The following is an 18761-nucleotide window of genomic DNA, read 5'->3' as shown; positions in this document are numbered from 1 at the left end:
ACGGTAGAAAGGGGGAAACCGCCATGGTGACCTTTGTCTTCGCCATGATCCTCATGGTCCTATTCGGCGTTAGCCGCGGAGTCATCACGGTCTTGGTTCGTCGCCACGTGGGCCCGTACGCGCAGGTGGCTCGCTGGGTCGACCTCGCGCTGATTGGGCTGACATCGTTTGTCTTTCCCATCACACTTAGTTGGACGGCAATCGTGTGTTTCTGGCAACTCTGTTACTTAGTCCTGTTTGGTGGGACCTGGCTGCTGATCACGCGACGGTGAGGGATGTTCATCGATAGTAGAATAAGAATTGGCGGGACCGGAAACTGACACGGGCCCGTCATTTTTGTCGTCTAGGAGGGGGATTTAGGGGGTTAAATGTCAAAAAGGTTATTAGGATGACAACTTGTCATATTTCCCCGTTTTTCTTAATCAGGGTGTTACCTCTTCACAATTGGCGTGTAACGTTGAGCGGTTATGCTAGGTCTCGTTAAGTAATCACGACAACGCCAAGGAGGACAATTTAAGAATGACATTCAAAAAAGTTTTAGTTTCAACGTTAGGAACCGCCGCCGTTATCGGGGCCAGCTTCTTCGCGACCACTTCCGCCAACGCTGACGTCCGGGTCACGGTGAAGTCGGGAGATACCGTATCCAAGATCGCTACGCAATACAAATCCACCGTTTCCGCCATTAAGTCGGCGAACGGTTTAAAAAATGCCAACCTGATCTACGTGGGGGAATCCCTGGTGATTCCAAGTTCGGCGTCAACTAGCCAGACCACGACGACTCAGGCAACGCAGACTACGCCAACCACGACACAACAGACGCAAACGACTGGTACCACGCAAGGAACCAGTGCTTACCAAGGGACGGCGAGCCAATATGCGTCGAACCGGCAAGCGAATACGAACACGACGCGCTACCAAACGCCTACCACGACGACTACCCAGACCCAAACCACTGGGTCGACCAGCACGGGGACTAGTAACACGTCCAGTTCCAGTGCTAAGGCTTGGATCGCCAACAAGGAATCCGGTGGCTCTTACAGCGCACGGAATGGCCAGTACATCGGGAAGTACCAGTTGAGCGCTTCCTACCTGAACGGGGACTACTCGGCCGCTAACCAGGAAAAGGTGGCCAACCAATACGTCAGCTCGCGGTACGGTTCTTGGTCCAGGGCCAAGGCATTCTGGCAAGCTAACGGTTGGTACTAAACCGTTAGAAACGTTAATTAGAAAACCAATTGCGATAAATCCTCAAACCACCGTTGTGCGCAGCGGTGGTTTTTGAGTGGGCAGAAACCCGATGAGGACGGGGATTGAGCGACTTTAGCGGGAAAAGATGAGGTTGGTTGTTACCATTTCGTAACATTTTGTAAACCCTCCTGTAACTTGCAGAGGTTATGCTAGTCATAATTAAGCCACTAGGAGGGTTGACCCATTAAAGTTAAACGTTTTGTTCTCGCCATTTTAACAGTTGTGGCCTTGACCCTACCTGGTCTGACAACGGCCACCGATAGTGTGACGGCGCAGGCTGCCACCAAGACCAAGGTCGTTTACGTCTCCAAGTTATCGAAGAAGCAAGCGGCCGCTAAAGCCTGGATCGCTAAGCGCGAATCCGGCGGCAACTATCGCGCACGCAACGGGATCTACTACGGTAAGTACCAGTTGACGATTTCGATGTTGCACGGTGACTACAGTAAGGCCAATCAAGAAAAGACGGCCGATCGTTATACCCACCACCGTTACGGGACTTGGACCAAGGCTAAGCGCCATTGGTTGTCTCACGGGTGGTATTAATTCTAGGCACTCCCCCCTGGACGTTTTAAGCGTCCTTTTTATGAATAAGTAAGCCGCTAGTTGGGACCGATTCCGGTCTCGGCGAGCGGCTTTTTTGTCGCCAATGGGATAGGAACGAGACAGTTGAATTGACAATATATACCTATGGGGGTATATTAAAAGGCGTTGTTAATCGACCTACCGGTTAGCACGCGACAATCTTCGGGAACCCGCTGGGTGGTTAAAATTCCCACTAGAAAAGGAAGTTATGGAAATATCTCAGCCGATATACATCTAGGGGTATTTTAAAGACCCAGCAGTGTCCCACTTTGAGGAGGATTTGGATGATTAAAGAAATTCACGACGCCAACTTTGAGGCGGAAACCAATACGGGCGTCACGGTGGTTGATTTTCGGGCCGACTGGTGTCCACCGTGCAAGATGATGGACCCAATCTTAAAGAGCCTCTCGGCTGATGAAGCGTACGGCCAACGGGTCAAGTTCACGGCCATCAACGTGGACCACGACCAAGCCACGGCCCAGAAGTTCGACGTGCAGGGGATTCCGACCTTCTTGATCAAGAAGGATGGTCAGGTGGTTGACCGGTTAGTCGGCGCCCGGCCTAAGCCGGATTTTGCGGCAGTGCTAGATAAAGCCTTAGCTGATTAGACCAGCGGTGACCTCCGGGAGGGGCCATCTTTGCCGCCGGGAGCGGCGCAAAAGTGCGGGATTGCCCGCACTTTTTTTGTGGCCAATCCGACGTTCGGGGCCGTTAAGTCAAGGATTCCGGGGAATTCCTGAAAATTCGCTAAGAAAAGCCAATCTTTTCTTGAAAGCGGATACATTTTTCTTTACACTGGTAGATAACCGAAACTGATCAGATTGGGAGGAAGTACCATGAGCAAGATATTAGCAGTTAACGCCGGAAGCTCAACGTTAAAGTGGAAGTTGTTTTCAATGCCGGAGGAGACCGTCATCGCGTCGGGGATGGTCGATCGCCTGAACTTACCGGGGTCCGTCTTTAAGGTGAAGTTGGCCAACGGGCAGAAGTATGAGGAGACCCAGGACAACATCACCAATAAGCTGGCCGCCGCAATGGTCCTGACCCGTTTGAAGTCCTACGGGATCTTGAAACACTTGAGTGAAATCACGGGTGTGGGTCACCGAATCGTCGCTGGGGGGGAAGTCTTCAAGGACTCCGCCGTCATCACGCCAATCGTGTTGAAGCAGATCAAGGAACTGAAGGACTACGCGCCGTTGCATAATCCGGTGCAGGCCTACTATATTGAAGTCTTCGAACAACTCTTACCGGAAGCCCATGAAGTCGCGGTCTTTGATACCTCGTTATACGCCCAGATGCCCGAGGTCAATTACCTGTACGGAATCCCTTACGAGTATTACGAAAAGTTCGGGGCCCGGAAGTACGGGGCCCACGGGACCAGCCACCGGTACGTCGCCCACCGGACGGCGGAACTGCTAGGTAAGCCATTAGAGGACCTGAAGCTGATTACTTTACACTTGGGGTCCGGTTCGTCCGTGACGGCCTTTAAGGACGGCCATGCGTTGGATACCTCGATGGGCTTCACGCCGCTGGCCGGGGTCATGATGGGAACCCGTTCCGGGGACATCGACCCGTCGTTAGTGGCGTACCTGGCGGAAAAGTTGGATGTGACCATGCCTAAGATGATCGATATTTTGAATCACAAGTCTGGTCTCCTGGGCGTGTCCGAACTCTCACCGGATCAACGGGACTTGGAAAAGACCCAAGATGAGCGGCCGAAGTCTAAGTTGGCCCTCGACATGTTCGTGAACCGGGTGGTCCGCTACGTCGGCAGTTACACGGCCGAACTAGGCGGGCTGGACGCACTGGTCTTCACCGCGGGTTCCGGGGAGAACGGGATCGCGATGCGCCAAGCGATTGCGGATAAATTAGGCTACTTGGGCGTGACAATCGACCCAGAAAAGAACGACTTCCGGGGCGAAGAACGCGTGGTCAGTCCGGACTCTGCGCCGGTTAAGGTCATGGTGGTCCCGACCAACGAAGAGTTGATGATCGTCCGCGACGTGGTTCGGTTAAGTCGTTAGGTGGTCGAACACTCGTTGTGGTGATATAAGCAATTAAAATGAGCGGCTTTCATCTGAATTTATCAGGTGAGAGCCGCTCATTTAGTCGTTTTGCGTTAAATCCTGAGGCCGCTTCCTAAGGGATGGTTTACCGTAGCTGCAGGTCGCGGCGGGTGTAGCGCCACCAACCCACCAGAATACTGACGAGTGCCAGGACACTCAGCGTCCCGAACACGTGCCAGTCAACGGCGTGTTCCGGTACGGCGGGCATCCAGCCGAAGGGTGTGAGGCGGCGAACCCACTGGGGCAGGTCGAGGAGCCCTCCGAGGTATTGGCTGATGAAGCCTAGTGCCAGGTAGCCCCAGAGGAGGGCGCGTCCCCGTGGCCATCCCCCGACGGCGAAGGCGCCCAGCGCAAGGAAGAACCAGATGATGGGCAGTTGCCCCCAGAAGCCTTGCCAGAATTCAAAGGCGGTGAGGCCATCGGTGGTATGGGTCAGGCTGGCGTTACCGGTAAGGATCAGGCTACCTAGACTGATGCCGTAGATCAAGGTGCTAGCGATTAGGGCCGTTCCCAGGTAACTGAAGAGCAGGTAGGACCGGCTGACGGAACGGGCGTACAACCCTTCTAGCCAGCCGGTGGTCTCGTCAGTGTAGAGGCTGAGGACCAGCTGGAGACCGGGAATGATGGCGACGGTGCTCAGGACTACGGTCAACAGTGCGGTGAAGTTGACCAGTAACCGGTGGTTGGCCGCGTGGACCATGGCTGGCCCGAAAACCTGCTGCAGGGTGGCGTTGGTCTTCAAGATGTCACCGATGGTGTTGAAGACGGTCCCGTAAGCGGCTCCCAAGATGGCGATCCCCAGTAACCATCCCAGTAAGACCCGGTAGTGGCGGCGCCAGAGTAGGCTCCAAGGCCCCCGTAAGACGGTGCTGGCGGTGCGCCGGCCCGGCCGGGTGGCTAACACGCCGGACCCGATGTCCCGGCGAATGGCGATGGCCAGTGCACTATTGGCCAGTACCACGCCCGTCAGAAGCATCAGGCCTAAGGGCAGGGCGTTGGGGTGGTGATACGGGGTTAGTTTTTCAATCCACCCCAGTGGCGACCACCAGGTCAACCGGGGGTCTTGGACGTCCGTGAGCATGCGGACCAGGTAGCTGAGGCCGAAGAGAACGTAGGCGGTTCCCGTGGCGCTAGCGGCGTGGTCGGCTAGTTGGGCCGTGACTAGGGCGAGCGTCCCGAATAGCCAGCCAATCGCCGCGAGTCCCAGGCCAATCAACCAGTTACCGGTCGCGGTGGTACCGGACATCCCGGCGAGATTGAGCCCCAGTGCGTAAAGCATCCCGATGACGAGGTTGACTACGGTCAATTCGATCAGGGTGGCGAGGACGGGGACTTGGGGACCGACCGCGTGGGCTCGAACCAGTTCGGTCAGGCCCGAGTCCTCTTCGCCCCGGGTCGCGTGAACGGCGAGTCCGAGGTTCATGATAATTTGCATGATGGCCATGAAGACCAGCATTTCGTTAGCAAAGACTTCTGCTGTGGTGGGGGTGCCGCTGGCGGGGTAGGCGCCGAACATCGCGACGATGGCGGGACTCTTGAGGGTCCCCATGATGGCGGCGATTTCTGCGGGGGTCCCGTAAAGGTCGTTGAACTTAACGGCGACTGCCGTCATGAGACCGACCAGGACCAAAAGCCAGATCAGTAGCCGGGCCCGGTCACGTTTGAAAGCAATCCGGGTCAGTAACCCCAAGTGGGTCGTAGCGGTCATGCGGGATCACTCCTTTCCGTAATAGTGCATGAAGAGGTCTTCGAGGGTGGGCGGCGTACTCTGCAGGGCCACGACACCGGCGGCACTTAATTGGGTCATCACCGAAGCGAGGGCTGATGCATCGACGGAGAACTGCCACTGATTGGGTTGAGGACCGGCCTGAACGGCGTGGACCCCGGTTAGCTGGTGGGGGGCTAAGGGCCGGTGCGTGGTGACCGTAATCTCGGTGCGGGTTAGGTGACGCATCTGGGCTAAGGTGCCCGTCTCGATGATGCGCCCCTCGCGAATGATGGCGATGCGGTCACACATGCGCTCAACTTCTGAGAGGATGTGGCTGGAGAGTAAGACGGCCTTACCCTGGGCCTTGAGTTTCAAGACGGCGGCTTGGAAGAGGCGTTCGTTGAGCGGGTCCAGTCCCGAAGTGGGTTCGTCGAAGATGTAGAAGTCGGCGTCTTGGGAGAAGGCCGCAATCAGGGCGACCTTTTGGCGGTTCCCCTTGGAATAGGTCCGGGCCTTCTTGGTGGGGTCGAGGCCGAATTGCTGGATCAGGTGGTCGGTGCGGGTGGTGTGGGCGTTTCCGTTGAGCTTAAGTAATAGGTCAATGGTCTCGCCCCCGGTCAGGTTAGGCCAGAGGTAGACGTCACCGGGTACGTAGGCTAAGCGTTGGTGGATCGCCACGCTATCCCGCCAGACGTCGTGACCGAAGATCGTGGCGGAGCCCCCGGTTGCGCGAATCAGGCCTAATAGGATTCGAATCGTGGTCGATTTTCCAGCACCGTTAGGACCGATGAAGCCGAAGACTTCACCGGGGTTCACGGTCAGCGTGACGTCGCTGAGAGCTTGAAACTGGCCGAAGCGTTTGGCTAACTGGTGACTCTTTAGAATGGGTTGCGTCATGTAGAATCCCTCCAATCATCTTAAAGCGCTATCATCGTAAGCCCGGGTTGGGGGAAAGTCAACGAAAAACTGAACTATTTTTAAAAAATAGTTCACTAAATTTAAAATGACGTGGGCTTAGTGCCCGCCCAGCCGAGTGTTTTATGGGACCCGGATGTCCGAGTAGGTGGTGCGGGTATGGTAAAATGAAAAGCAGTAAGCATAACGATTTTAATTGGGGGTGGGAACAGATGACCACAAATCGGCAACGAAAGCAGCACCAGCGCGCACATATTTTGGAGGTGGCGCGGACGCTCTTTCTCCAAACCGGCTTTAAGGCGACCCACGTCTCGGAAATTGCGGCACAGGCCGACGTGTCGCAGGTCACCCTGTATAAGTATTTTGAGAGTAAGCTCAATCTGGGCCACCAGGTGGTTTTGGACCTGGTGACTCAGGGATACGCGGACTTTCAGGCCGTGGTCGATGACCCGCACCTGAGCTATCGAGAGATCGTGAAGCGGCTGATTCAGGGAAGCCAACAGGTCACCGACCAGATGCACCCGGACTTTTACCACTTCATCGTGGCGGATATGCAGGGACGCAATGGAACGGATGAGACCATGCACGCTTATCAGGCTGGTAAGCACCAGTTCTGGACCGCCGTGATTCAGCGCGGCCGGCAGGCGGGGATGATTGCCCCGGGGCTTAGTGATGAGGCCTTAATACTGTACCTGGACATGTTCGTGCACTATATCAGCTCGCCAACGGGCCAGGCCCAGATGACGACCGCTGGGGATGACGCCCATTTTCAGGCTCTGACGGCGCAACTGGATCACCTCTTTTTTTACGGTTTCATTGGCGAACCCCCGACTGATCAGAAAGAAGGACTTGAGAAATGACCACTGATACCACGTTAACTGCCGTGCATGACTTTGCCCGGAGCAAGATGCGCGATGACGAGACCGGCCACGGCTTCGACCACATTCAACGGGTGGTCCGGCTTGCCGACGAACTTTTGAAGGCTTATCCCCAAGCGGACCGGCTCCTGACCCTGAGTGCGGCTTACCTGCACGACGTGATCGACGAGAAGTTGGTGACGGATACCGCGGCCGCTAGTGCGGAAGTGCGGGATTTCCTAACGGCGCAAGGGTTTAGCGCCGACCAGCAGGCGACTATCTTCTTGATTATGGATAATATGTCGTTCCATAAGACCCTCGATGGGACCGCTAAGCCCTTGCCACTGGAGGGCCAGCTGGTCCAAGACGCCGACCGGTTAGACGCGATTGGGGCGATTGGAATCGCCCGGGCCATCTACTTCGGCGGCCACTTTGGCGAGAAGATCTATGATCCTGCAGTGGCCCCCCGTACCCAGATGAGTCACGCGGAGTACCGTAACCTGGGGAACGAGACGGTCATCAACCACTTCTACGAAAAACTCTTGACGCTCAAGGACTTAATGAACACGGACGCGGCGAAGACTTTGGCCGCTCACCGGCAAGCGGTCATGGAAGACTTCTTAGCAGAGTTCAAGGCTGAGTGGCAGGCTGAGAAATAAGGGTTCTTACGGATAAATAGAAATCGTATTGGTCAGCTCTTGTGACCAATACGATTTTTTAGTTGCTGAATCTAGGTATAAGTTCTGTATGGCCAACTCAATACGTTGAGTCATTCATTAGGGGATGTGTTACGGGATGATTTAAAATGACCATTATTTAAAGGGTTTTGCACTGATTTTATGCATTTTAGCGAGGGGAAACTTATCGAAGGTGTTTGGATTGATAGTGAGATGGCCTTTGTAATAGTAAATGATATTTGCTTCGCCATGACGGTCTTGCTTAATGTATGACAGAATCTTGTATTTGTGGTGGGGTAAAATCCGGTACTTGACATGACTTGGTGTGCCAATACGAGGTGCGTGTTTACTGGCAACGACTGTAAATTCTTTACCAGTTGCCCACACCCGCCAATGGAAGTGTCCGTTCCCATCATGTATTTTATAACGTTTATTAGAGACCCAGGTCCCCTTGAGACCGGTGGGAAGGCCTTTATGCCAAGTTGCGGCGTTAGCTGGGATGGTCGCTACTGTACCTAGCGAGACGGCGGTTAACAGTGTAATAGAAACTTTAGTGAATTTGGGCACGATGAAGGACCTCACTTTATAAGATGATGTAATCGCTATTATTTTACAGCTGAGGCTAGCAACTGTCGAAATAAGTGATTAAATTGGCAAGAGTAGTTGGTATTAATTTTTTTCGCTCGTGGAGGTGCGCAAGAAAGCCCCCGTGTGCGGTTACATTTCTTGCGCACGCAAATTTACCCATGACATTCCCTAAGAATGCGCGTATGATAGGTGTCACGCGCTAATTTCGTGAGGCCAGTCCCCAGCAGTTTAGGGAACTGGCAAATTAAAGACAACCAAGAAAGTGAGGGGTTAGCAGATGACAGAAGAACCGCAAAAAGTGGCTGGTAAGCGGCTGGTGGCCATCGTGGCCGTGGCGCTGATGGCCTTTTTTGGAATTTTGGTGGAAACCTCGATGAACGTGACGTTCCCGACGTTGATGCGGACCATGCACGTTTCGTTGAGTACCGTTCAGTGGATCACCACCGGGTACTTATTGACGGTGGCGTTACTGATGATTACCTCGGCGTTTCTGAAGCAACGCTTTACCAACCGGCAGTTATTCGTGACCGCCGCGTTGTTGTTCATTTTGGGTGATCTGATTTGTGCGCTCGCCCCTAATTTCGCCATCCTTCTATTGGGACGGTTGGTCCAATCCGGCTGTGCCGGAATCGCGATTCCGTTGATGATCAACGTGATCGTAGAAAGCGTCCCCCGGGCGCGGTTGGGCTTTTACATGGGGATGTCCAGTCTGATTCTGATGATTGCGCCCGCCAGTGGGCCCACGTTCGGGGGCTTGATGGTGTCCTTGGCTAATTGGCGGCTGATCTTTTGGGCGACGTTACCGATTGAACTCTTGATTCTGGCCTTTGGATTCGGCGCGATTCAACAGTATTCGCCAACCAAGGACGTCAAGTTCAACTGGCACCAGTTCGCACTCTTAGCCGTGGCGTTCGTCGCGATTATGTTGGGGGTCAACAGTTTGAGCACGGCCGGCTGGTTGAGCTGGCAGTTCTTGGGCGGCTTGGTCTTGGGAATCGCGGCGCTATTGCGTTACGTCCAAGTGGCCAAGCATAGTGATAAGCAATTATTGAAACTCGAGATTTTCCGGAATCCAATCTTTACGTACAGTTTCTTCGCCTACGTAATCCTGCAGTTCTGTAACATCGGGATCAACTTTGAGTTGCCGAATTACGCCCAAATCGTGGTAGGGGCGACCTCGTTAGCCGGTGGGCTGATGCTGTTGCCGGGAAGCCTGATTACGGCGTTCCTCCAGCCCTGGTTCGGGCACCTGTTGGACGAACATGGTGCCAAGTTACCAATCATGTTGGGGAGCAGCCTGTTCCTGATTGCGGCGTTAGGGTTCACCCTGATGGGGCAACGGCTGACGGTCGTGACGATTGCCGGCCTGTACATCGTCTTCAGTATTGGGCGGTCAATGGCCTTCAGTAACACCATGACTAACGGGTTAAAGGAAGTGGACATCACCCAACGGGCCGATGCCAACGCCATCTACAATACCGGTCAACAGTTCGCGGGCTCCTTAGGGACCACGATTCTGGCGGCGTTGATGTCGTCAGTCAAGGGGGGCAACCTCTCGTACGCTCATTCAACGGCGTTAGGGAGTCAGTTGGCCTTTGGGTTGATTGCAATCTTGGGAATCCTCAACTTCGGCTTTTACTTTGTCGTTTTCAAACATCAAAAGCAGGACTAGGTGCGGACCTGGTTCGAGCTGAAAAAGCGCCTTTCTTCAAATGATCAGTTCATTTGGGGAAAGGCGCTTTTAGTATATGGTCTCATACCAGGGCGGCTAGTCGAATTCCAAGGACAGGTCTAGCGCCTGGACGCTGTTGGTCAGGTAGCCCAGCGAGAGGTAATCGACTCCGGTTCGGGCGTAGGTTGGCAGGGTGGCGGGAACGATGCCGCCAGAGGCCTCGATGGTCATTTGCCGTCGGAGGTCGCTAGGAATCTGCGCACACCACCGGCGAACCGTATCGGGGGACTGGTTGTCGATCAGGATCATCTCAACCCGACAAGCAATGGCCACCGCCAGTTCAGCGGGCGTCTCAACCTCCACTTCGATTCGCTTGGTGGGGCCGACGGCGTGGGTCAAACGACACAGAGCGGTCGGCAGGTCGGTCATCAACCGCCAGTGGTTATCCTTGAGCATGACGGCGTCGTAGAGCCCCATGCGGTGGTTCACACCACCTCCGCACTGGACGGCATACTTGTCGAAGAGCCGCAGACCAGGGGCGGTTTTACGCGTATCCAGAATCCCAATCTGGGGATCGTTGAGGGCGTCGACCGCCGCATGGGTGGCCGTCGCGATGCCGCTCATCCGTTGCATCAGGTTTAACAGGGTCCGTTCACCGGCTAACAGAACGCTTGCGGAACCACTGAGGTGACCCACGACGGTTCCCGGGGTGACCAGGTCCCCATCGCTTACGACGGGACGGTAGGTGACCGCGGGGTCCAATAGCGCCATCAGGACTGGCGGTAAAGTTTGTCCCGCCAAGACACCGGCTTGCTTAGCGATGATGCGGGCCGTGATGGGCCGGTCCACGTAGGCCGCCCGGCTAGCGTCTCCGGTGGCCCCTAGGTCTTCTTGGAGGAAGGCTCGTAAAGCTGGTCGGAGCGTATTAGTGGCTAGGGTCATGGGTGACCGCCCCCTTAGGTGCTAGGGCGGTATCCTTTACGCCCAAGGCCAGGAGGACGATGCCCACTAGGAGAAAGCCTATGAAGACGCCTAAAATTGCGGTCAGGGAGAACTTGAGCTGGAGTAAGAACCCGACCATGTAAGGGCCGATGGTCGCGCCAATCCGACCGATGGATTGCGCCGTTCCCATCCCGGTTGCCCGGATAGCTTGTGGGAATTGCCCCGGCGTCAGGGCAATCAACGTCCCCCAAGCCCCCAAGTCGAAGAAGGACAGCCAAGCGCCACTGGCGAGAATCGTGAAGTTGCTGTTGGCCAGGCTGAAGGCCAAGACGCTGACCACGGTCCCGAAGAGGTAGATCAAGAGGACCGTCTTTCGTTGTAGCTTGCCCATCAAGTAAGCGGCTAAGTAGTACCCGGGAAGTTGGGCCAGGGTGATCAAGAGGGTGTAGTTGAAGCTATGGATGATGGTGAAACCGCGGAGCACCAGGATGCTAGGCAACCAGAGGAACATCCCGTAGTAGGTCAGCATTACGATGAACCAGAGAAGACTTAAGACCAGAGTCTGCTTCCGGTAAGCGGGTTGCCAGACGGCCTTGTAAGATGGCCGGGCTTGGGGCTGCCGGGGTTGGTCGGCAGGTAAGTGGCGACGCATCATTAAGGCGTACAGAACCGTGATGGCGGTGATCAGAACCGTGGGCCGCCAGCCGATTAACGGCATGACCCAGAAGGCCAAGACGGAGGCTAAGAGCCACCCAATCGCCCAGAAACTATCGGCCAGGACCAGCATCCGGGACTGTTGGGTCCCACGGTAGTGGTCGGCGATGACGGTAGCGGCGACGGGGAGTTCACCCCCCAGCCCGATCCCGGTGATGAAGCGAATCAGGATAAAGGCGGTCACGTTTGGCGCTACCGTCAGGAGTAGGTTCCCGAATGAGAAAAGCAGCAGGGTGTAGATCAGGACGTGCTTTCGCCCGAACCGGTCCGCTAAGTAACCGCAGATCAGCGCCCCGAAGATCATCCCCACGGACGTCGCCGAACTGACGACCCCCAGTTGGAGGGGAGACAGTTGCCACTCCGTCTTCAAGAGGGGCATGATAAAGGACAGCATCGCCACGTCCATGGCATCGAAGAGCCAGGCCGTGCCGACAATGATTAACAATCGGTAATTCTTGAGTTCCATGAAAAATTCCTCCCAAATCAGAATAAAGGTAATAAATACTTTTATTATTGTAAAATAAAAGTCGAAACGACTTTTATTCGACTTGGTATCCAATATAGGCGAGTTACCGGCGCTTGTCAAGGGAGATAGTTCAACCGGTAGACGGTCGCTGGTCGCCCGGCGTGTGCGGCGCTAGAGGTTCCCACGGCTGTCAGCAGGTGCTGGTGATTTTTCTTGAAGTTAGAATTGTCGATGGTCGCCAGGTCCCGGTGCAAGAAGACGGCGAAGATGGTCCGGGCCGCCTTGAGCGTGAACGTGGGGCCCAAGATCAAGAGGATGTTGGGCTGATAGTCGAGCTTGTTGCGGATTCGGTCGCACGCGACCGTCAAGATCCAGTCGTGGTCGAAGGCCAGCTGACTGGTGGGCGTACTGGTCTGCTTGACTAACTGGTTGTAGTAGCGGTCGGCCGTGGTGGTGACCGTCGAAAAGGTGGTGTGGTCGTGGCGGACCTGGTAATGGTCGGCCGCTGATTGGAAGGTAAACCATTGGGCGGCCGTGGCACCGTATCCCGGAACCAGGGCGGGCATCTCGGGAAGAAAGGTCATGTAGGCCAGTGACAGCTGGCGTTGCCCGGGGACGCGGCGGGGATGGGTGAAGGTGGCCAATTGTTCGGTGTGGAAGCTATCAAGAGCCAAGCCAATCTTTTCCCGGACCAACCGCAGGGCCGCGTCATCGGCACTCTCGTTGAAGCGCATGGTGGTCTCGGGTAAGGCCCAGTAGTCGGGGTAGGGCGCTTCAGCGCGTTTGAGCAATAGGACGTTGACCTGTTGGGTGGCTTGATCGAAGCTCCAGATGATGTTGGTGATGGTGATGTCGGGGCGGGACATGGTGGGACCTCCTTTACGAATGAGGATAGTGTCAAAATACCGCGTCTATGAGTGAAACGCAATGGGCAGTTGGCAAAAACCACTAAGCCCCCGTGACGGTCGACTTAGTGGTTGCCTTAATGCCATTTGATCTGCAGAAACAACCGCACGAGGAGGTTCGCGAGCACGGAAACCACCAGCGAGAACGTTAAGACCACACTGAGGACCAGGATGATGGCGGCGATGCCCTTGAGCCACCCTGAAGCGGCCTGGAACAGCGTGAGAACCACTGTAATGACGGTGATGACGGCCGTGAAGCCAATCAAGCCCGTCTTAGAATTGGCGAAGTCGGCCTGACTCAGGTCGAAGCCGCCCACACTGATGTTGATGGCTAGGATCAGGGCAATCAGCCAATGCCACCAAGGATCGGTGGCGCCAGTCAACGCTTCGCGGAAGTTCTCCCAGTCCAGACTCAGCGGCGTGGTGGTCAGGGCGAGGATGCCCTGAAATAGGGTGGGCAAAAGCCAAGCTGTCAGTCCCAAGAGCACCAGACTGCACCCGAAGATGGGGGCGATGCCGATAAACAGGTTCCCCGTGTTCTGGTACCAGCTATTCTGGTTCCAGGTATGGTTGACGTAGCCTAGCGTCAGATCCCGGTCGCCGTTGGGCGTGGCCTGGTCGGGATGCGGACGTTTTAACAGACGGAAGCTGGTGATGTGGTGGCCGAATAGAAGCGCCACGAGCAGGTGGCTGGTCTCGTGAAAGAAGATGCCCAGCCAGCCCAGGTACAGCTCACTGTTGATTCCGCAACCGTTCGCCAGGTAACGCTTGGTATCGCGGTTGATGTAGGTCAGTAGCGTGATGAACAGGAACGGGATGACCAATAACCAGAGACCGACCAGTCCCAGGTTCTTAAAAATAAGCGCGTAGTCGACAGTCATCGGCTATTCCAGTAGGTCGGTGAAGGTCCCGTGAACCAGGTCGGCCAGGTCGTCGGCGTTGACTTCGACCGACCGGCCAATCTGACCCGAGGAGACCAGAATCTGTCCCTGGTCGTGGGCCGTCTGGTCGATGAAGATGGGGAACTGTTTCTTTTCCCAGATACCCACCGGTGTGTTGGCACCGTGTTCGTAACCGGTGGTCTTGACCAGGTTCTTGAGGGGAATCATGTCGACTTTCTTGTTGCCGGAGACCTTGGCGAGCTTCTTTTCGTCTAAGTGTTCATCGATCGGTAGCACGCCCACCAGCGGCCCCGTGACGTTGCCACTGAGGACTAAGGTCTTGTAGATGTGGTGTTCGTCAACGTCGGCGTGGTCGACTTCCATCTGAGCCACGTCACCGGCCATGTGGGTCGCGAATTCGTATTGTTTATAAGCGACCTTGTTCTTGTCGAGAATTTGTTCTACTAATGTTTTGTGTAACCGTTTGGCTTTCTTTTTCTTTGCCATTGCGCGTCACCTTTCTGAAATTAAATTAATTGGTCCGGCCTTTAAACTAAAATGGAACGGTCACTTTTGGGGAAAAGCAGACACCGCCGGCAAAACCTGTTATACTCTAACACAGAGAAGTATCTAGTTGATGAGTAATGAGGAGATATCATGGCAGATTTAGTTTATCGACAGGTCATGCGGGACTTAAAGCAACGCATTCACCACAATGAATTCCCTAATAAGCGGCTGCCTGACGAGCGGAGCCTGAGCGAAGCGTACGGCGTGAGTCGCAGTTCGGTCAAGCGCGCGCTAAGCATCCTAGCCAACCAAGGAATTATTTTTAAAAAACGTGGGTCGGGGACCTTTATTAACCCATTATATATGAAAAACCAGACAATTTTTCAATATGAGGGGTCAAATTTAGGAATTACCGACAGTATGAAGTCGGCAGGCAACACGCCGGGCATCAAACTCTTGAGTTTTAACGTGATTCCGGCGAGTCCTGAGATTCAGCAGGATCTCTTTTTGAATCCTGGTGATTTTGTCTACGAGATTCGGCGGTTACGGCTCTTTAACCAGCAACCGTTCATGATCGAAACGGGGTACATCCCCATCAAGATTGCGCCGAACCTTTCGCAGGAGACCGTTTCGAGTTCTATCTTTAACTATTTAGAGAGTCAGGGCAAAGTGGTCACCAAGTCGTTCATGTCGATTCAAGCAGCCCCATCGACGGCAGATGACCAGGAGCTGTTGCACCTAAAGTCCGTGGAACCGGTAGGGTTGATGGAAGGCATCTTCTTCCTGGATGACGGGACGCCGTTTGAAGTGTCGAACATGCGCCTGCACTACCAATATTTGAACTATAACACCTTTGTGTCATTAGATGAAGAATAGTCACAGTCTTGACGGTCACCTTACTGGTGGCCGTTTTTTAAACCCAATTAATCGCTAATCCCTAAAATCCTTGATAGGCTACAGGTGGTATTCGCCTTACCGGGCGGCCAGCTGGTAACATCCGCGAGAAGGTTCGGTCCCGGTAGCCGATTAGCAGGGCCGTGACGCCAGTGGGCACCATTTTAAGCCGTGCAAAGACCGCCCGTCTTAAAACTGGGCCTTGGCCTAAGGTCAGAAACCCACTGACCTAACGCCAATTTCACCGGCTGGGCCCTATCGGCTACCGGGACCTGACGTTACGGCGGAAGCCGGACTTTGAGATCAGCAACGACAGATGTAAGCCGTGAGGGTGGTCAGCCAGGGCTCAGCAGTGAAATTTGACTTGGGGAGCGTCTTTTAGCTCGCCTAGTCAAAGGCCAATCTTCGAGACCGTTCTTGGGCTCGAAGTTGTGCCCACTGCGTTCCAGCCCTGGCTGGCCGCCCGGTAAGGCGAAAGAATCCACAAGTGTATTACTTCCCCCCCAAAATTGTGGACCCGTCGTTTAATTAATTGGACCGTATCAATTTACAAAAAGGTTGACTTTCATTAAAAACGTTGTATGATAGGGACTGTAAACGACATCTCGGTCTGCTGAGATGGGGTTTACGCAGCTTCTATCAGCTAGATTATGCAGTATCGATTTCAAAGAAGGAGTGTTAATTACATGGCAGCAAATGCAAACTACGACTCCAAGGAATACTTGGAAGGCGTTGACCGCTACTGGCGCGCAGCCAATTATCTCTCTGTAGGTCAGTTGTTCTTACGGGACAACCCGCTGTTAAAGCGTGACCTGACTTCTGACGATGTCAAGATCAAGCCTATCGGACATTGGGGCACCATTGCGTCTCAAAACTTTATTTACGCAAACTTAAACCGGGTCATCCAAAAGTATGACTTGAACATGTTCTATATCGAAGGTTCAGGTCACGGTGGCCAAGTGATGGTATCGAACTCATATCTTGATGGTAGCTACAGTGAAATTTATCCTAACATCTCGCAAGACGAACAAGGTCTGCAACGCTTGTTCAAGCAATTCTCCTTCCCAGGTGGCGTTGCTTCTCATGCCGCACCTGAGACCCCAGGTTCCATCCACGAAGGTGGGGAACTTGGTTACAGCTTGTCCCACGGAACTGGTGCGATTTTAGATAACCCAGACGTGATCGCCGCTGTTGAAATTGGTGATGGGGAAGCCGAAACTGGTCCTTTGGCCGCTTCTTGGTTCTCCGACAAGTTCATCAACCCAATCAAAGATGGTGCGGTTCTGCCGATCATCAACATGAACGGGTTCAAGATTTCCAACCCAACGATTCTTTCTCGGATGTCCGACGAAGAATTGACCGAATACTTCAAGGGTATGGGTTGGGACCCACACTTTGTTGAAATCAGTGTCGACAACGACACTGACTACATGCGGGTCACTGAAGACATGGCCAAGGCCATGGACGACAGTATCGAAAAGATCAAGGCAATTCAAAAGAACGCCCGTGAAAACAACGATGATACGTTGCCACACTGGCCAATGATCATCTTCCGTTCCCCTAAGGGCTGGACTGGTCCTAAGCATGACTTGGACGGCAACCCAATCGAAGGGTCCTTCCGGGCTCACCAAGTTCCAATTCCAGTTTCCGCTGGTGACATGGAACACGTTGACCTGTTGACTGACTGGTTGAAGTCTTACAAGCCAGAAGAACTCTTCAACGAAGACGGAACGATCAAGCAAGAAGTTCGGGACATGGCGCCTAAGGGTGACCAACGGATGGCAATGAACCCAATCACCAATGGTGGGATCAAGCCAGAACCATTGAAGTTGCCAGATTACAAGAAGTACGCCCTCGACATTCAAGAACATGGGAAGACCATTGCGCAAGACATGTTAGTTTGGTCCAAGTACTTGGCCGACATCATGAAGTTGAACCCGAATAACTTCCGGGGCTTCGGTCCTGACGAAACCAAGTCTAACCGGCTGTACCACGCCTTAGACTACGGGAAGCGTCAATGGGAAGAAGACATTCACGAACCATATGATGAAAATATGGCCCCACATGGTCGGATCATTGACTCACAACTTTCCGAACACCAAGCTGAAGGTTGGTTGGAAGGTTACGTTCTGACTGGTCGTCACGGTTACTTCGCTACCTATGAAGCCTTCGGTCGGGTCGTTGACTCGATGTTGACGCAACACATGAAGTGGTTGCGGAAGGCCGGCGAACAAGACTGGCGTCACGACTACCCATCCTTGAACTTCGTGGATACTTCCACTGTGTTCCAGCAAGACCACAACGGATACACCCACCAAGATCCAGGTCTGTTAACGCATATGGCTGAAAAGAAGGCCAGCTTGGTTCGTGAATACTTACCAGCTGATGCCAACACCTTGTTAGCCGTCTCTGATGTGGCTTTCCGGAGCCGCAGCAAGATCAACGTGCTGGTGACGTCCAAGCACCCACGGCCACAATGGTTCTCCATTGATGAAGCCACGAACCTGGTTCACAATGGTCTGGGCTACGTTGACTGGGCATCGACTGATCAAGGTCAAGAACCAGACATCGTCTTTGCTTCTGCCGGAACTGAACCAACTTGGGAATCCTTAGCCGCAATTTCTCTGCTGCATGATGAATTCCCAGAGATGAAGATCCGTTACATCAACGTGGTCGACATCCTGAAGTTACGTTCACCTAAGTTGGACCCTCGTGGCCTCTCCGATGAAGAATTCGACCGTCTATTCACCACGGACAAGCCTGTCATCTTTGCATGGCACGGTTTCGAAGGAATGATCAAGGACCTGTTCTTCGACCGGCACAACCACAACTTGCACGTTCATGGCTACCGTGAAAACGGGGACATTACCACGCCATTCGACATGCGGGTTCTTAACCAGTTGGATCGCTTCGACTTGGCTAAGGAAGCTGTCAACGACATTCCAGAATATGCTGTTAAGGGCGCTTACTTCGCTCAACGCATGGATGACATGGTCGCTAAGCACACGGCTTACATCCGTGAGGTTGGGACCGACTTGCCAGAAGTAAACAACTGGCAATGGAAGCCATTGAAGTAATTACGGAATAAGTTCCGAATGCATCTTAATTAAAATAAAGGACACGGTTGTCCAGCGTTACG

General features: G+C 54.1%; 18 protein-coding genes. 10 read left to right on the top strand and 8 right to left on the bottom strand.

What is annotated here, in order from left to right:
- The first annotated feature begins 23 nt into the window (after positions 1-23).
- The 5 genes from FD30_RS09975 to FD30_RS09955 all read left to right on the top strand — a co-directional run bounded on the left by FD30_RS09975 (position 24) and on the right by FD30_RS09955 (position 3854).
- Positions 24-272, top strand: a complete 249-nt coding sequence (locus FD30_RS09975) for a hypothetical protein (protein WP_056944900.1) — start codon at positions 24-26, stop codon at positions 270-272.
- Positions 273-519: 247 nt separating this feature from the next.
- Positions 520-1206: an aggregation-promoting factor gene (apf, locus tag FD30_RS09970; protein WP_056944899.1), complete on the top strand. Its 687-nt coding sequence runs from the start codon at positions 520-522 to the stop codon at positions 1204-1206.
- A 285-nt stretch (positions 1207-1491) separates the two neighbouring features.
- Positions 1492-1791 (top strand): aggregation-promoting factor C-terminal-like domain-containing protein, encoded by a 300-nt coding sequence (locus tag FD30_RS09965; RefSeq protein ID WP_455429378.1) that lies wholly within the window; start codon positions 1492-1494, stop codon positions 1789-1791.
- Positions 1792-2114: 323 nt separating this feature from the next.
- A complete protein-coding gene (locus tag FD30_RS09960) occupies positions 2115-2438 on the top strand; it encodes a thioredoxin family protein (protein ID WP_024747078.1) in 324 nt (107 codons plus the stop codon).
- A 228-nt stretch (positions 2439-2666) separates the two neighbouring features.
- Positions 2667-3854, top strand: a complete 1188-nt coding sequence (locus FD30_RS09955) for an acetate/propionate family kinase (protein WP_056944897.1) — start codon at positions 2667-2669, stop codon at positions 3852-3854.
- A gap of 127 nt (positions 3855-3981) precedes the next feature.
- Here the strand turns inward: FD30_RS09955 and FD30_RS09950 are convergent, their stop codons facing one another.
- Positions 3982-5604 (bottom strand): ABC transporter permease, encoded by a 1623-nt coding sequence (locus tag FD30_RS09950; protein ID WP_056944896.1) that lies wholly within the window; start codon positions 5602-5604, stop codon positions 3982-3984.
- 6 nt (positions 5605-5610) lie between these two features.
- The gene (locus FD30_RS09945; RefSeq protein WP_056944895.1) at positions 5611-6501 is read right to left on the bottom strand and encodes an ABC transporter ATP-binding protein; all 891 of its coding nucleotides are present in this window, start codon (positions 6499-6501) and stop codon (positions 5611-5613) included.
- A 230-nt stretch (positions 6502-6731) separates the two neighbouring features.
- Between FD30_RS09945 and FD30_RS09940 the strand changes: the two genes are divergently transcribed.
- Together FD30_RS09940 and FD30_RS09935 are read left to right on the top strand one after the other, a co-directional pair.
- Entirely contained in the window at positions 6732-7379 is a 648-nt protein-coding gene (locus tag FD30_RS09940) for a TetR/AcrR family transcriptional regulator (protein WP_056944894.1), read from the top strand.
- Positions 7376-8035, top strand: a complete 660-nt coding sequence (locus tag FD30_RS09935; RefSeq protein WP_056944893.1) for an HD domain-containing protein — start codon at positions 7376-7378, stop codon at positions 8033-8035. The genes FD30_RS09940 and FD30_RS09935 overlap by 4 nt, the downstream gene beginning before the upstream one ends.
- 153 nt (positions 8036-8188) lie before the next feature.
- Here the strand turns inward: FD30_RS09935 and FD30_RS09930 are convergent, their stop codons facing one another.
- Positions 8189-8620, bottom strand: a complete 432-nt coding sequence (locus FD30_RS09930; protein ID WP_056944892.1) for a hypothetical protein — start codon at positions 8618-8620, stop codon at positions 8189-8191.
- 298 nt (positions 8621-8918) lie between these two features.
- Between FD30_RS09930 and FD30_RS09925 the strand changes: the two genes are divergently transcribed.
- Positions 8919-10313, top strand: coding sequence for an MFS transporter (locus FD30_RS09925; protein WP_056944891.1), 1395 nt, complete (start codon positions 8919-8921; stop codon positions 10311-10313).
- A 96-nt stretch (positions 10314-10409) separates the two neighbouring features.
- Here the strand turns inward: FD30_RS09925 and nadC are convergent, their stop codons facing one another.
- From nadC to ybaK, 5 genes are all read right to left on the bottom strand, one after another.
- On the bottom strand, positions 10410-11255 hold the full coding sequence (gene nadC / locus FD30_RS09920) for a carboxylating nicotinate-nucleotide diphosphorylase (protein WP_056944890.1): 846 nt from the start codon (positions 11253-11255) through the stop codon (positions 10410-10412).
- Complete coding sequence (locus tag FD30_RS09915) at positions 11239-12435, bottom strand: MFS transporter (RefSeq protein WP_056944889.1); 1197 nt, start codon at positions 12433-12435, stop codon at positions 11239-11241. Before FD30_RS09915 ends, nadC begins: the two co-directional genes overlap by 17 nt.
- A 116-nt stretch (positions 12436-12551) precedes the next feature.
- Positions 12552-13301: an NUDIX domain-containing protein gene (locus tag FD30_RS09910; RefSeq protein ID WP_056944888.1), complete on the bottom strand. Its 750-nt coding sequence runs from the start codon at positions 13299-13301 to the stop codon at positions 12552-12554.
- 116 nt (positions 13302-13417) lie between these two features.
- A complete protein-coding gene (locus FD30_RS09905) occupies positions 13418-14221 on the bottom strand; it encodes a hypothetical protein (protein ID WP_056944887.1) in 804 nt (267 codons plus the stop codon).
- 3 nt (positions 14222-14224) lie between these two features.
- Positions 14225-14728 carry a Cys-tRNA(Pro) deacylase gene (gene ybaK / locus FD30_RS09900; RefSeq protein WP_056944886.1) on the bottom strand — a complete coding sequence of 168 codons (504 nt, stop codon included), beginning with the start codon at positions 14726-14728 and terminating at the stop codon, positions 14225-14227.
- A gap of 150 nt (positions 14729-14878) precedes the next feature.
- Between ybaK and FD30_RS09895 the strand changes: the two genes are divergently transcribed.
- Both FD30_RS09895 and FD30_RS09890 read left to right on the top strand, forming a co-directional pair.
- Positions 14879-15604 (top strand): GntR family transcriptional regulator, encoded by a 726-nt coding sequence (locus FD30_RS09895; protein WP_056944885.1) that lies wholly within the window; start codon positions 14879-14881, stop codon positions 15602-15604.
- Positions 15605-16308: 704 nt separating this feature from the next.
- Entirely contained in the window at positions 16309-18699 is a 2391-nt protein-coding gene (locus tag FD30_RS09890) for a phosphoketolase family protein (RefSeq protein WP_024747093.1), read from the top strand.
- The last annotated feature ends 62 nt before the right edge of the window (positions 18700-18761 follow it).

It is taken from the genome of Levilactobacillus namurensis DSM 19117 (assembly GCF_001434785.1).
In the GTDB taxonomy this organism is placed as follows: Bacteria; Bacillota; Bacilli; order Lactobacillales; family Lactobacillaceae; genus Levilactobacillus; species Levilactobacillus namurensis.
Note: the sequence above shows the minus strand (reverse complement) of the source record. Positions and strands in the feature narration are given on the sequence as shown.